This is a genomic window from Burkholderia sp. SIMBA_051, from assembly GCF_046534915.1.
GTDB lineage: Bacteria > Pseudomonadota > Gammaproteobacteria > Burkholderiales > Burkholderiaceae > Burkholderia > Burkholderia ambifaria.
The window spans coordinates 52,764-67,041 of record NZ_JAWRXS010000012.1 but is presented as its reverse complement, the minus strand read 5'-3'; the positions used below and the strand labels follow the sequence as shown (position 1 = coordinate 67,041).

Here is a 14,278-nt window from a genome sequence, read left to right as displayed (position 1 = left end):
CAACGCTTCCCGCACGTCACGGCTGCCCGAATTGCCGCATGGGTCTCAACGCGCCACTTGTCGTCTTTCCAATCTGCAAAACAATTCCGAAAAATTGGAGCACACCATGAGTCACGACTTCCGAGACGAACCTGCGCCGCGCCGCGCCTTCCTCGCCGACATGGCGAAGCTCGCGGCGGCCGGCGTCGTCACCGGCTGGACGCCGCTTTACCAGATTGCGGCGCACGCGCGGACGGCCGGCGCGACACCGCCCGGCTTCCCGGCCAACATTCCGCTTTACAAGCAGGCGTTCCAGAACTGGAGTGGCGAGATCGTCGTGCAGGACGTATGGACCGCCGCGCCGCGCTCCGCCGACGACGTCGTCGCGGCAGTCAACTGGGCGCGCGCGAACGGCTACCGGATACGCCCGCGCGGCTACATGCACAACTGGTCGCCGCTGACGCTGGACCCGAGCGCCGGCGCGGCGAACCTCGTGCTGCTCGATACGACGCAGTCGCTCACGGCAGTCTCCGTCGACACGTCGGCGCGTCCGGCGCGCGTCACCGCACAAACGGGCGTCTCGCTGGAGGCGCTGCTCGCGACGCTCGAGCAATATGGGCTCGGCGTGATCGCCGCGCCCGCGCCGGGCGGCATCACGCTCGGCGGTGCGCTCGCGATCGATGCACACGGCACCGCCGTACCGGCGGCCGGCGAGACCCTGCAGCCGGGTCACACCTACGGCTCGCTGAGCAATCTCGTGGTCGCGCTGACCGCGGTCGTGTTCGATGCGGCCCGGCAGCAATACGTGCTGCGCCGGTTCGAGCGCAGCGATCCCGAGATCGGCGCGTTCCTCGCGCACATCGGGATGGCGTTCGTCGTCGAAGTCACGCTGATTGCAGGCCCGAACCAGCGGCTGCGCTGCCAGAGCTTCGTCGACATTCCGTCGTCCGAACTGTTTGCGCCGGCCGGCACGCCGGGCCGCACGATCGCGTCGTTTCTCGATCGCTCGGGCCGGATGGAAGCGATCTGGTTCCCGTTCACGACCAGCCCGTGGCTCAAGGTCTGGACGCCGACGCCCGGCAAGCCGCTCCTGTCGCGCGCCGTCACGCAGCCATACAACTATCCGTTCTCCGATTCGATCTCGCAGTCCATCTCGGATCTCGTCAAGCGGATCGTGATCGGCGGCGAAGGCGCATTGACACCGTTGTTCGGCCAGACGCAGCTGGCCATCACGACCGCCGGCCTCGCACTCACGCTGAGCGGGGACATCTGGGGCTGGTCGCGCACCGTGCTGCAGTACATTCGGCCGACGACGCTGCGCGTCACCGCGAACGGCTACGCGATAGTGGCGCGGCGCGCCGACGTGCAGCGCGTGATCAGCGAATTCGTGCAGTTCTATCAGAATCGCATCGACGCGTACAAGGCACGCGGCGAGTACCCGATCAACGGTCCGGTCGAGATCCGTGTCACCGGTCTCGACAAGCCGGCCGATGCAGGCGCCGGCGCGGTCGTTCCCACGCTGTCCGCGCTCAAGCCGCGCCCCGACCACCCCGAATGGGACATCGCCGTATGGTTCGATATCCTGACGTTACCGGGCACGCCGGGCGCCGATCGCTTCTATCGCGAGATCGAGCAATGGATGCTCGCGAACTACACCGGCTCGTATGCGACGCTGCGCCCCGAATGGTCGAAGGGCTGGGGCTATACCGACACGGCCGCCTGGCAGGACGGCACGATGCTCGCGACCACGATCCCGAACCTGCATCGTGACGGCCAGCCGCCGTCGAGCAGCTGGGATGCGGCGCGCGCGACGCTCGAACGCTACGATCCGAGCCGGATCTTCCGGTCGCCGCTGCTCGATCGGTTGATGCCGTAGCGATCGCTGCGCAAGCCGGCTGCCATGGCCGCAACGGAACGGAGCACGTGACGATGCGCGGCGAGACAGGTTCGAGATCGTTCCTCAGGACGCATTGGGGATGGTGGTCGCGCGGCTACACGCACGTCGACGGGCTGCACGACTTCCCGCCTCCACCGATGCCCGGTGTCGCTCGCGCACCCGCACCGGCGGCACCTGCCGATGCGGGTGCAGGTGTTCATGAACCGAATGGCGCAATCGCTTGCGCCGTAGCTGGCGCCTGTGTCGGGTCGCCGGTCGCGCGGATGCGAAGCGCAACCGCACGGCCCAATCCATGCCCCCGCAGTCAGAACGAGTGATTGACCCGTACATACGCCGACTGCGCCGACACATGGCTCGTGTCGATCGTCGCATCGAACCCGAGCGATACCGTGGTCGCCTTGGCGGCCTGAACGGTGACGCCGGCGCCCGTGGTCAGGAATGAACGCGGCAGATCGGTGCCCGGCGCGGCGAATACGGTCCCGTCCTGGCTCCCGACCTGGACGACGCGGCGCGCGCCCAGCACCTCGTGCGCATAGGCCAGCCGAAGCTGTACGTTGACGGGGCGCAAGGCATCGCCAAAAGCCTTGTCGAGCGAGACGCCGACGTAAGGCTGGAGGCTCCTCGCGCTGTCGGGGCCGACGTGCAGGTTCTGGCCGTTGGCGCCGCTCTCGCCGAAGCCGCTGCCGCGCACGTACGCATACCGGAGCCCGATGTGCGGCGCAATCCGAAGGCCGCCGGCGTCCATCGGCAGGCTGGCCTGCGTCGCGGCGGTGAACTCGTGGCCGAGATGATCGCCTTCTGCGGTCCCCGCGCTACCGAACGGCCGCTTCTGCGACAGGAAATCCAGCCCATAGCCGACCGTGGCCGACAGGTTGACGGCACCCACGGGCTGCGCGCCATACAGGGCGACACGCAGCGTATCGATGGCACCCGATGCGCCCGTCGTGTCCTCACCCAGCGTGGTGTGCGTGTAGCCGCCGGCCGCACCGATCGTCGCATCGCCGAGCCGTCCTCCCGCGCCCGCCAGGAACCCATAGGCGTGGGTGAGAAAGCCGGGCGCGCCGCCCGTGCCGCCCACCTTCGTGCTGGAACCGCTGGCAACGGCCCACACGCTGCGCGAACCCGCCGCGTTATCCTGCGGGCCCACCAGACGGCCGAGCAGCGTCGAACTGGCGCCCTGCGCCTGGAGCAATGCCGTCGTGCCGAGCGCCGTGTAGATGGAGGTCTTGGTCGGCGCGATGACAGTCGGGCCGGCCGGCGTGGGCCCGGCGGCTTCGGCGAGCAGCAAGTCGACTCCATTGGCGCCGTAGTCCACCGACGACTGCAACGCGCCGAGATTCGCGCCGGCCGTGGTGGTGCCGACGTTCGCGAAGCGGCCCGTCACGCCGTTGGCGGCGCTCAGCACGGTGTAGCGGCGTGCGGTATAGGTGCCGGGATCGAACAGAACCGCCAATGAGCCATTGAGCGTCGCGGCACCGCCTACGCGTAGTTGCGACGCCTCCGTCGGGCTGACCTCGATCGACAGGGTGCCGCCCGCCGCCTGGGTATAGTTGCCGCCCACGGACAGCGTTCCGATGGAGCCGCCCGGCGCGACCACGCCGCTACTGCTGACGTCGCCCGATACCGCGCCATGGCCGCGCAACGTGCCAAGCGCGTTCACCAGGACATTGCCGCCCAACACCGCACCGGCATTAGCCGCTTCGCCCACGGCCAACGTGCCGCCAGCCACTGTCGTCGTCCCGGAGAACGCGCCGCTGACACCGTTCAGCGTCAGCGTGCCCGCGCCTTGTTTGACCAAACCGCCGGTGCCGCTGAGGCTGCCGGCGAATATTTGCGACGAGTCGTCAGACAGCGTGAGCGCATTGCCGCCGAGCACCACGCGGCTGCCTGCCACGCCGGAGAGATGTGCGACCGTCTGGCTGCCGCCGGCGGACAGGTCGAGCGCGGCCGTTGCGCCGGCGAGCGTGACCGACGTGGAAGGGGCAAGCCGGCCAGCACCCGACAACGCGAGCGTGCCGGCGTTGACCATCGTCGCGCCGGTATAGGTGTTCACGCCGGACAGCGTCTGCGTGCCGCCCGCCACGGTGAGCCCGCCGGTGCCGCCGATGGCGCCACTGAACGTGCCGGATGCATTGGCCAGCGTCAGCGTCCGATCGCCCAGCGCAACGGTGCCCGTGCCGGTGAGCGCATTGATCGTGGCCCCCGAGGTCGTCCCCGAAATATCGAACGTGCCATTATTGACGACCCCGCTGGAAGCGGCAATGCTGCCCGCGCCGATCAGCGCGAGCGTGCCCGCGCTGACGGTGGTGACGCCCGTGTAGGTGTTCGCCCCGGACAGTGCTTGCGTACCGCCGCCGACGGTCACCGCACCCGTACCGCCGATGGTTCCGGCAAACGTGCCGGATGCATTGGCCAGCGTCAGTGTCCGGTCACCCAGTGCAACAGAGCCCGTGCCGGTGAGCGCATTGATCGTCGCCCCGGAGGTAGTCCCCGAAATATCGAACGTGCCGTTGTTGACGACTCCGCTGGAAGCGGCAATGCTGCCGCCGCCTGACAGCGCGAGCGTGCCGGCGCTGATCGACGTTGCGCCGGTATAGCCGTTGGCACCCGACAGCGTCTGCGTGCCGCCCGCCACGGTGAGCCCGCCGGTACCGCCAATGGCACCGCTGAATGTGCCGGACGCATTGGCCAGCGTCAGCGTCTGGCCGCCCAGCGCGACCGTACCCGTGCCGGTGAGCGCATTGATCGTGGCCCCGGATGTGGTCCCCGAAATATCGAACGTGCCGTTGTTGACGACCCCGCTGGAAGCGGCAATGCTGCCGGTGCCGGTCAACGCGAGCGTGCCGGCGTTGACAGCGGTGACACCCGTGTAGGTGTTCAGCCCGGACAGCGCTTGCGTACCGCCGCCGACGGTCACCGCACCCGTACCGCCGATGGTTCCGCCGAACGTGCCGGCCGCATTGGCCAGCGTCAGTGTCTGGCCGCCCAGCGCAACCGCGCCCGTACCCGTCAGCGCATTGATCGTAGCCCCGGAGGTAGTCCCCGAGACATCGAACGTGCCGTTATTGACGACCCCGCTGGAAGCGGCAATGCTGCCCGCGCCGATCAGCGCGAGCGTGCCGGCGTTGACGGTGGTGCTCCCCGCATAGCCGGCGGCGCCGGATATCGCCAGCGTGCCGGTACCCGCCTGCACGAGGCTGCCCGTCCCGCTGATGGTGCCGCCATAGGACACCGTATCGCTGCGGTTGAAAGCCAGCGTGCCGTTGTTGACGATGTCGCCGACGACGGAGCCGGTGGTCCCGCCATTGCCGATCTGCAGCGTGCCGGCGTTGATCGTGGTGCCGCCGGTATAGGTGCTGTCACCCGTCAGCGTGATCGTGTGGCTGCCGCTCACGGCCACGTTGCCCGTCCCCGATATGACGCCTGAAACCGCGAGATCGGTCGTGTTTGAGTTCAAGGTCACGCGGGATGCGGCATCGCCGAGCGTGATGTGGTTGGACAGCGCAAGCCCCGGCGTGCCCGCGGTGATGGTGGCCGACGCGCCCGACGCCACCTCGAGATCACCGATGATGTTGGATCCGCCGAGCAACTGCAGCGTATCGTTCGCTCCGTTGAACCGGATGGCTGCCGCGCGCGTCACGCCGTCCGCGAACAAGCCGCCCGCAATCGTGCCGCCGTTGACGATGACATCGCCACCATTGGCGATGACACCCGCTCCCGCGGCCCCTCCGTTGCCGGCACCGCCCGTGATCGTGCCGACGTTGGACAGCACGGTGAATCCACCGCCCAAGTTGACGCCCGCGCCGCTGGCGCCCGCCGTGCTTCCGCCACCGCCAGCGGCGCCGCCCACGCCACCCACGATCGTCCCAAGGTTGGTCACCTGCGAACCCGGTCCCACGGTCAGCAGGCCGTCGCCGCCACCGCCGCCGCCTCCCGGGTTTCCGCCGCCTCCCCCGTTGCCGCCATTTCCGCCAATGAGCGTGCCTCGGTTCATCACATCGGCCGCCGGCGTCACGATCACCAGCGCACCGCCCCCGCCTCCGCCACCGCCACCGTTGGAGGCAGGCCCCGATGTGCCGGCGCCGCCATTTCCGCCTGTGCCGCCTTGCACCGTCACGCCGTTGTTGACGGTCACGCCGGTGCCGGTGGAATACACGCCCGCGCCACCGCCGCCGCCGCCGCCCGCGAAATTGAATCCGTCGAAGCCCTGGCCCGCGCCGCCCTGAGCGTTCCCGTTGATCACGGCATCGCCGGCGAGCACCACGTCGGGCGCCCCGCCGGGGCCGCTCTGGCCACTGTCGTTCATGGCACCGGTACCGCCTGTCCCGCCCGACGTGGGCCCGCCAGGAACCTGGATCGTGGTGGTGCCTCCGCCCAACGCAGAGGCACCCCCGCCACCGCCGTTACCGCTGCCGCCGTTGCCGCTTCGGTCCGGGATACCGTCGCCGCCGGGGGCGCTGCAATTCGCGATGGTGCTGACAGTGCACGTGGCGGCCCAGCCCGGGAGGGCCGTGCCGGCCAGACCGAGCGACACGCCGATGGAAACGATGGAAGCGGCACAGCGGCGCGCAGGCATGGCGCCATGGCTGGCGTCGATCCCGCCGTGCGACGCGCGGGTGCGTTCGGATACCACTTGCGGGGCGCGCAAGGTGCGGTTCCAGACCAGCCGATAGACCCGGTTCATGTTGATCCCCTCGATGCATCGGCCCGTCGGCCTGGCACTGGTCACGGAGAGGCTGGACCGATGGCGCGACGGACCCGTTTCTGTTGTCGTTCTCTGGCGCGCCGGTCCGCGGGTACTACGGCTCTTGGCTCATCGGTCGGGGCGCATGCGCGCGCAATATAACACCTGCCCGGGAAACATTGCCCGGGCTGTCGCGGGCCCGCCACGCTCCGGGTATCCGGCCGAATCCCTAGAAAAACGCGCTGTGTCGCCCCGGCGCGTGGTTGCCTGCTGTGTCACGCAGATCGGTTGATCCACGCCACGTCCACGTTTACGGGCACCACCGTGGTCAACATCTATCGGGAGCGCTCGCCGCATCGCGCTTCACGCCGACCTGCCCGGTTGCCGGTGCGTTCGCTTATACGCTTGCGTCGAAGGCAAACGGGACCGGCCAGCGTTTCATGGACCCTCGCGAGCCGTTTAGCGCGCATCCCCCGAGAGCAGCGCGTTCAGCACCCGCGCGTCCGCCAACCGCTCCAGCGACAGGCACGCGTCGCTCAACGCATCGGCCTGCGCATGCTCGAGCGCCATGCCCGCCAGCGCACGATATTTCGCCAGCAGCGCCGCGTCGGACAACGGATTGCGCGGATCGCCGAGCGCGATCGGCACGTGACGCGAGTCCCGCCGCCCGTCCGCGCGATGCAGGCTCACCGTCGGCTCGTCGAGATCGCCCAGCGCCGGATCGACCTCGATCGCGATACGTGCGAGCAACGCCGTGACGCGCGAATCCGTCCGCCTGTCGTCGCGATAAACGTCGATCCCCGTGTCGCCATACGCGAGGGCCGCCGCCACCGCGTACGGCAGGCTCATCTGCGCCGACGACAGCGTCGACAGGTCGCGGCCGCCGCACATCCGGGCCACGAACGCGCTCGCCCGCACGACCACGCCCTCGATCTCGCCGGCGTCGAACGTGTGACCGTCCGCAAGCTGCAGCGCCGCGTCGATCGCCGCATGCGCGCTGCGGCACGACGCGTGCGGCTTGATCGAGCAGCGCATCAGTTTCCAGTGCGCGCCGAGGCCGTCGGTCAGTGCGTCGGGCGCGTGCGATTGCGCGGCGAACGTGTTGAAGAAGCCGCCCCACACGTCGTCGAACACCCTGGCCGGGCCCGTCACACCTTCGCGTGCCAGCAGCGCCGCGAGCACGCCGCCTTCCGCGGCCCGGCCGGCATGCAGCCGCTTCGTCTGCGAGCCGTCGTGGATAAAGCCCCACAGACCACCGGAGAAACTTGCCGCATGGCCGAGCGCGTCGCGCGTGCGCGCAGCGTCGAGCCCGAGCACGCGTGCGCTCGCGGCCGCCGCGCCGAACACGCCGCAACTGAGCGTCGAGTGCCAGCCGGCACCGTTGTGAGCTGCGTAGCCGCCGGCGGCTTCCAGCACGCGCCGGCCGACGTCGTAGCCGAGCACGATTGCGGTCACGCATTCCCGGCCGGTCACGGGGCGGTCTGCGCACGACAACGCGGCGAGCACGGCCGGCAGCACGACGGCGCCCGAATGATCGCAGCCGCCGGCATCGTCGAGCTCGAGCGCGTGTGCGGCGATCCCGTTGACGAACGCGGCGTCGCGCGCGCTTGCGCTGCACCGCGTGCCCCACAGCGACGCGCCGTCGCGCGCGACAGCGCCGGCGAGCGCACGTGCGCTGCGCGTCTCGACGGCCGAGGTGCCAGCCAGTGCGGCACCGAACGTATCGAGCACATGACGCGTGGCCTTGGCGACGACATCGTCAGGCACGGCGGCGGCGGGCGTTTGCGCGACAAACGTCGCGAGCCGCGTGGTGCGCGTTTCGGTATCCATCGTCATCGCGCCGACGCGTCTGCCACGCAGCGTGCAAACACGTCGACCGGATGGTTCGGCTCGTTGTCGTGAGCCTGCTCGCGCCACCAGCGCGCAACATCGCGCCCGGTCGCAAACCAGACGTCGCCCGCATCGCGCAGGTGCGCGAGCAACGCAAGCAGCAGGTCGATCCGCCCTGCCGTGCCGATGATCTCCGGATGCAGGCGCAGCACGCAGCACAGCCCGAAGCGCCGAAACCCGTCGACATCGCGCCGCCAGTTGTCGAGCACGTCACGGTACGCGGCGATGCGCGGCTGACCGGCCGGCACCGGCGGCGACAGGTTGAACTCGAAGTACGGCTCGTCCTCGAGTTCGTAGTGCAGCGGCAGCTCGACGAGCCGCTGGTCGGCCGCGCCTGCGTCGGCGCGCGGATGCAGGTACGGCAAATCGTCGCCGCGCCACGACGACGACCACGTGAAGCCTTCCGCCACGAGAAAGTCCGCAAAGCCGTCGGCCCAGTTGCCGGTGAACGAGCGAAAGCCTTCCGCGCGGCGTCCTGTCGCGTCCGCGAGCGCCGCCCGCCCGGCGCGGCACGCGTCGATCTGCGCGGCAAGCGGCAGTGCGTCGAAATCCTCGCAGCGAAAACCACTCACGCCGAGCTCGTGCCCGGCGGCGGCGATCGCCCGCACGGCGCCGCCATGCGTCTGCGCGACGCGGCCCGGCACGAACCAGCTCGTCGGCACGCTGAATTCGTCGAACGCGGCGAGCAGCCGGTCGACGCCCCGCGTCGCGCCGTAGCGCCACACCGACAGCGATTTTTCCCGGCCGACGATGCGCGGCTCGCGTGTCTGGATGCCATGAATGTCGTTGAAGTCGACCGTGATCGCGACCGCGCATCGCGCGCCGCCCGGCCATGCACAAGGTGTGTTCACATGTCGCTCCGGTGCGTGGGTTGCGCGCCGTGCGCGTGCTGCGCGAGCCACCAGTCGGCCACGTCGCGGCAGCGCGCGAACCAGACGCCATCCTGCGCGCACATGTGGCCGAGCCACGCCTCCAGCAGCGCGATGCGCCCCGGCTTGCCGCAGACCTTCGGATGAAGCAGCGTCGTCAGGCACAGCCCTTCGCGGTATATCCCGTCGAATTCGCGCGTCCAGTTGTCGAGCGTCGCCGCGTAGCCGGCGATCCGGTCGAGCCCGGCCGGATAGTCGGGGTTGCGGTGATACGCGAGCGACGCGTAATCGTCGGTCTCCCAGCGGCCGGGAATCTCGACGAGCGGCGGCTCGCCGTCCGCGCCGGGCAGCAGGTACGGACGGTCGTCGCCGCGCATCGAGCTCGAATAGCGCACGCCCGCTTCGCGCAGCACCGCGACCGTCGCGTCGCTCCAGTCGCCGGACGGCGTGCGGAACCCGACCGGCCGCACCCCGAGCGTGCGCGCGAAGACGTCGGCCGACTGTGCCATGATCTCGCGCTGCCGCCAGGGCTCGAGCGCCCAGAACGCTTCGTGCCGGTAACCGTGATATCCGATCTCGTGGCCGCGCTCGACGATGGCCGCGCATTGGTCGGGCCAGGTGCGCGCGACCCACGCGGGCACGAAGAACGTCGCGGGCAGCCCGAACGACGCAAGCATGTCGAGCAGCCGTCCGAGCGCGCGCCACGGCCCGTAGCTGCCGAGCGTGAAATACGCGGGATTGCGCCAGATCGACCCGTTCAGCATCGCGTCGCCGGTCGGGCCGTCGAGATCGAACGCGAGCGCGACGCACGCGCGCTTCGCGTCCGGCCAGCGGGGAGCCAGGTCCGTCATCGCGCGCTCAGTGGGTGCCGTTGACCATCGCCTTCGCGACCGCATGCTCCTGCAGCCCCCACTTCGCGAGCAGCTTCTGGTACGAGCCGTCCGCGATCAGCTGGTTGAGCGCCGTCGTCAGTGCGCCGCTCAGCGCGGTATTGCTCTTCGCGACGCCGATGCCCGTGTATTGCGACAGGAACGGCTTGCCGACCGGTGCATACGCGTTCTGCTCGAGGCTGTTCTGGTACGGCAGCGTCTCGCCGCCCTGCACGGCCGCGTCGATGCGGTTCTGGCGCAACTGCATCCGCGCGTCCGACGAGCCGTCGGTACCGACGACGATGATCGCCGGCTTGCCGGCCTTCACGCAGTTCTCGGCGCTCCACGCGGTGGTGTTGTCGGGGAACGACGTGCGTCGGCTCGACCCGACGCGCTTGCCGCACAGCGCGCCCATCTGCGCGAACTCGCCCGCGCGCGTCTTCAGCGTATAGAACTGCGGGCCGGTCTCGATGTAGTCGACGAATGTCACCGCGTCGCGGCGCGTCGGCAGGTCGGTCATGCCGGACAGGATCATGTCGACGCGCTGCGTCGCGACCGCGCTCATCATCTGGTCGAAGCTCGTTTCGACCCAGTTCAGCTTCGCGCCCATCTTCGCGGCGAGCGCCTCGCCGAGATCGACGTCGAAGCCTGCGAGCTTGTCGGTCGCCGGATCCTTGTATTCGAACGGCGGATAGTTCGGCACGATCGCGACGTTCAGCGTGCGTTTCGCGCTTGCCGATTGCGCGGCGGCGAACGATGCATGAAGCGCGAGTGCGCCGAATGCGACGGCGGCCAGCGTGCGGGTCAGGACGGATGCTTTCATGGGTGTGGCCTTGTGATGGTGAAGGAATGGGGACGATGCCGCGCTCGTCGACGGCTCGATCGTTGGGCGCTGCAAAACGGGGCGCCCGGCCCGGTCATGCAATCACGGCGGAGATGAACTCGCGCGTGCGCGCGTGCGTCGGCGCGGACAGCACCTGGTCGGGCGGCCCGCTCTCGACGATGCGGCCGCCGTCCATGAACACCACGCGGTCGGCCACCTCGCGCGCGAACCCGAGCTCGTGCGTGACGACGATCATCGTCATTCCGCTCTTCGCGAGGTCGCGCATCACGGCCAGCACTTCACCGACCAGTTCGGGGTCGAGCGCCGACGTCGGTTCGTCGAACAGGATCAGTTGCGGATGCATCGCGAGCGCCCGCGCGATCGCGACGCGCTGCTGCTGGCCGCCGGACAGCTCGACCGGGAACGCGTCGCACTTGTGCGCGAGCCCGACACGCGCGAGCAGCGCGCGCGCCTCCTCCTCCGCTTGCGCGCGGCGGCGCTTGAGCACCTGCACCGGGCCTTCGATCACGTTCTCGAGCGCCGTCTTGTGCGGAAACAGGTTGAAGCGCTGGAACACCATGCTCGTCGCCAGCCGCTGGCGCGCGACCTGGCGCTCCGACAGTTCGTGGAGCCGGTCGCCGGCGCGGCGGTAGCCGGCCAGTTCGCCGTTGACCCACAGCGCACCCGCGCTGATCGTCTCTAGCTGGTTGATGCAGCGCAGGAACGTGCTCTTGCCCGAGCCCGACGGCCCGATGATGCACAGCACTTCACCCGGCGCGACGTCGAGCGTGATGCCGTGCAGCGCCTGGAAATCGCCGTACGACTTGCGTACGTCGACCGCGCGAACGACCGCGTTCGTCATGACGTTCTCCCGAGGGTTGAGGGTCGTGTCGTTCATGTGCGGCCCGCCGCCCGGCCCGCGCCGCGCGCGAAACGCCGCTCGACGCGGGCCTGCGCGAGCGACAGCACCGTGACGATCGCGAGATACCAGATACCCGCGACGATCAGCAGCTCGATCACGCGGGCGTTCGCGTAATAGATGTTCTGCGCGTTGTGCAGCATCTCCGCGTACTGCACGACGCTCGCCAGCGACGTCAGCTTGACCATGCCGATCAGCTCGTTGCCGATCGGCGGCACGATCACGCGCATCGCCTGCGGCAGGATGATCCGGCGCAGCGCCTGCAGGCGCGCCATGCCGATCGATTTCGCGGCCTCGTACTGGCCCGTGTCGACCGACAGCAGCCCAGCCCGCACGACTTCCGATGTATAGGCCCCCTGATTGATGCCGAGCCCGAGCACCGCCGCGAGGAACGGCGTCATCACGTCGACGGTCCGGTATTCGGCGATACCCGGGATGCCGAGCGTCGGAAACACCAGCGCGAGGTTGAACCACAGCAGCAATTGCAGGATCACCGGCGTGCCGCGGAACAACCAGATGTACCCCTGCGCGATCGCGCCGAGCACCGGGTTCGACGACAGCCGCATCACCGCTGTGACGACGCCCAGCACGACGCCAAGCGTCATCGCGAGGACGGTCATCACGATCGTGTTGCCGAGCCCCGTCAGGATCGAGCGTGCGGTCAGGAACTGGCCGACGACGCGCCATTCGATCTGTCCGCGCGCGAACGCGACCGCCACATACGCGAGCGCGGCAATGATCGCGATCGACGCGACATAGCGGCCCCAGTAGCGCCGGCGCACGCGCACGAACCCGGCGATATCGTCCGCGGCGCGGGCGGCCGGCTCCGGCGTGTCATCGAGACGGCCCGATTCGGATGCGCTCAGCATGACGGCCCCCGGTAGTCGGCTGCCCATGCGGACTGGCGTTCGATCGCGTCGCTCAGGCGGTCGATCTGCTCGCGCACGCGCGCGGGCGACGTGCCGCCCGCACCGCCGCGGGCGGCGACGGCCGCGTCGAGCGTCAAGTGCGCGCGCACCGCGGGCGCGAGACGCGTGTCGACGGCCAGCAACTGTTCCGCGCTCGCGTCGGCCAGCTCGATGCCGTCCCGCTCGCACGCGCGCACGAGCGTGCCGGTGATCTCGTGCGCCTCGCTGAACGGCACGCCCGTCAGCGCGAGCCAGTCCGCCACCTCGGTCGCGAGCGTGAAGCCGAGCGGCGCCTGGCGGCGCATCTCGTCGACGTTCACGCGCATCGTGCGGATCATCCCCGCCATCGCGGGCAGCACGAGTTCGAGCGTGTCGATCGAGTCGAACGCCGCGATCTTGTCTTCCGCGAGATCGCGGTTGTACGCGAGCGGCAGCGACTTCAGCGTCGCGAGCAGGCCCGTCAGGTTGCCGATCAGGCGCCCCGCCTTGCCGCGCGCGAGTTCCGCGATGTCCGGGTTCTTCTTCTGCGGCATGATCGAGCTGCCGGTCGCATAGGCATCGTCGAGTTCCACCCAGCGGAATTGCCGTGACGTCCACAGGATCACTTCTTCCGACAGCCGGGACAGGTTCACGGCCAGCATGCTCGTGACGAATACGAATTCGGCGACGTGATCGCGCGCGGCCACCGCGTCGATCGAGTTCTCGCACGGCGCGTCGTAACCGAGTTCCCGCGCGGACAGCTCGGGCCGCACGCAGATCGCCGAGCCCGCGAGCGCGGCCGCGCCGAGCGGCGAACGCGCGGTGCGGCGATCCCAGTCGACGAGGCGGTCGACGTCGCGATACAGCGACTGCGCATGCGCGAGCAACTGATGCCCGAACACGATCGGCTGCGCGGGCTGCAGGTGGGTGAATCCGGCGGTGACCGTGTCGACGTGCCGGCTCGCCTGGCCGATCAACGCATCCTGCAGGTCGAGCACGCCGCGCACGAGCTGGCGGGCCTTGTCGCGCAGGTACAGGCGCAGGTCGTTCGCCGCCTGATCGTTGCGCGAGCGCCCGGCGCGCAGCTTGCCGCCCAGCGCCGGCAGCCGCTGCGTGAGCACGCGCTCGAGGAAGGTGTGCACGTCCTCGTCGGCGAGCGACGGCGCGATCGCACCGGCCGCGTGGTCGCGCGCGATGCCGTCCATGGCGGCCAGCAGTTGTGCGAGCTCTTCGTCGTTCACGATGCCGGCGCGATGCAACTCGCGCGCATGCGCGCAGGAGCCCGCGAGGTCGTACGGCACGAGACGGAAGAAACTCGGATCGGAGCGCGACAGGTTCTGCAGCGCATCGGACGGTTTCGACTGGAAGCGGCCGCCCCACAGGCGCTCGATCGGTTCGGTAAGGCTCATTGCGGTCGACCTCGACTCGGTTGGATTACCCCCACTGTAGGCATTCAATTTT

General features: G+C 69.4%; 9 protein-coding genes. 1 reads left to right on the top strand and 8 read right to left on the bottom strand.

Annotated elements, in window-relative coordinates:
- The first annotated feature begins 106 nt into the window (after positions 1-106).
- Positions 107-1,855, top strand: coding sequence for a cholesterol oxidase substrate-binding domain-containing protein (locus SB771_RS26660; protein ID WP_175662100.1), 1,749 nt, complete (start codon positions 107-109; stop codon positions 1,853-1,855).
- A gap of 325 nt (positions 1,856-2,180) precedes the next feature.
- Here the strand turns inward: SB771_RS26660 and SB771_RS26655 are convergent, their stop codons facing one another.
- The 8 genes from SB771_RS26655 to argH form a co-directional block, all read right to left on the bottom strand.
- Positions 2,181-6,560 carry an autotransporter-associated beta strand repeat-containing protein gene (locus SB771_RS26655; RefSeq protein WP_175705140.1) on the bottom strand — a complete coding sequence of 1,460 codons (4,380 nt, stop codon included), beginning with the start codon at positions 6,558-6,560 and terminating at the stop codon, positions 2,181-2,183.
- Positions 6,561-7,019: 459 nt separating this feature from the next.
- Positions 7,020-8,396 (bottom strand): MmgE/PrpD family protein, encoded by a 1,377-nt coding sequence (locus tag SB771_RS26650; RefSeq protein WP_175662102.1) that lies wholly within the window; start codon positions 8,394-8,396, stop codon positions 7,020-7,022.
- Positions 8,393-9,301: a polysaccharide deacetylase family protein gene (locus SB771_RS26645; protein WP_175662103.1), complete on the bottom strand. Its 909-nt coding sequence runs from the start codon at positions 9,299-9,301 to the stop codon at positions 8,393-8,395. The genes SB771_RS26650 and SB771_RS26645 overlap by 4 nt, the downstream gene beginning before the upstream one ends.
- Entirely contained in the window at positions 9,298-10,170 is an 873-nt protein-coding gene (locus SB771_RS26640; protein WP_175662104.1) for a polysaccharide deacetylase family protein, read from the bottom strand. The genes SB771_RS26645 and SB771_RS26640 overlap by 4 nt, the downstream gene beginning before the upstream one ends.
- 7 nt (positions 10,171-10,177) lie before the next feature.
- Positions 10,178-11,011 carry an ABC transporter substrate-binding protein gene (locus SB771_RS26635; RefSeq protein ID WP_012372490.1) on the bottom strand — a complete coding sequence of 278 codons (834 nt, stop codon included), beginning with the start codon at positions 11,009-11,011 and terminating at the stop codon, positions 10,178-10,180.
- A gap of 94 nt (positions 11,012-11,105) precedes the next feature.
- Complete coding sequence (locus SB771_RS26630; RefSeq protein WP_279607332.1) at positions 11,106-11,909, bottom strand: amino acid ABC transporter ATP-binding protein; 804 nt, start codon at positions 11,907-11,909, stop codon at positions 11,106-11,108.
- On the bottom strand, positions 11,906-12,799 hold the full coding sequence (locus tag SB771_RS26625) for an amino acid ABC transporter permease (protein ID WP_175662106.1): 894 nt from the start codon (positions 12,797-12,799) through the stop codon (positions 11,906-11,908). The genes SB771_RS26630 and SB771_RS26625 overlap by 4 nt, the downstream gene beginning before the upstream one ends.
- The gene (argH, locus tag SB771_RS26620; RefSeq protein WP_175662107.1) at positions 12,793-14,226 is read right to left on the bottom strand and encodes an argininosuccinate lyase; all 1,434 of its coding nucleotides are present in this window, start codon (positions 14,224-14,226) and stop codon (positions 12,793-12,795) included. The genes SB771_RS26625 and argH overlap by 7 nt, the downstream gene beginning before the upstream one ends.
- Positions 14,227-14,278: the final 52 nt, after the last annotated feature.

Coding starts and splice junctions, on each gene's coding strand:
- SB771_RS26660 (WP_175662100.1), top strand. CDS start 107: ATGAGTCACGACTTCCGAGACGAACCTGCGCCGCGCCGCGCCTTCCTC.
- SB771_RS26655 (WP_175705140.1), bottom strand. CDS start 6,560: ATGAACCGGGTCTATCGGCTGGTCTGGAACCGCACCTTGCGCGCCCCG.
- SB771_RS26650 (WP_175662102.1), bottom strand. CDS start 8,396: ATGACGATGGATACCGAAACGCGCACCACGCGGCTCGCGACGTTTGTC.
- SB771_RS26640 (WP_175662104.1), bottom strand. CDS start 10,170: ATGACGGACCTGGCTCCCCGCTGGCCGGACGCGAAGCGCGCGTGCGTC.
- SB771_RS26635 (WP_012372490.1), bottom strand. CDS start 11,011: ATGAAAGCATCCGTCCTGACCCGCACGCTGGCCGCCGTCGCATTCGGC.
- SB771_RS26630 (WP_279607332.1), bottom strand. CDS start 11,909: ATGAACGACACGACCCTCAACCCTCGGGAGAACGTCATGACGAACGCG.
- SB771_RS26625 (WP_175662106.1), bottom strand. CDS start 12,799: ATGCTGAGCGCATCCGAATCGGGCCGTCTCGATGACACGCCGGAGCCG.
- argH (WP_175662107.1), bottom strand. CDS start 14,226: ATGAGCCTTACCGAACCGATCGAGCGCCTGTGGGGCGGCCGCTTCCAG.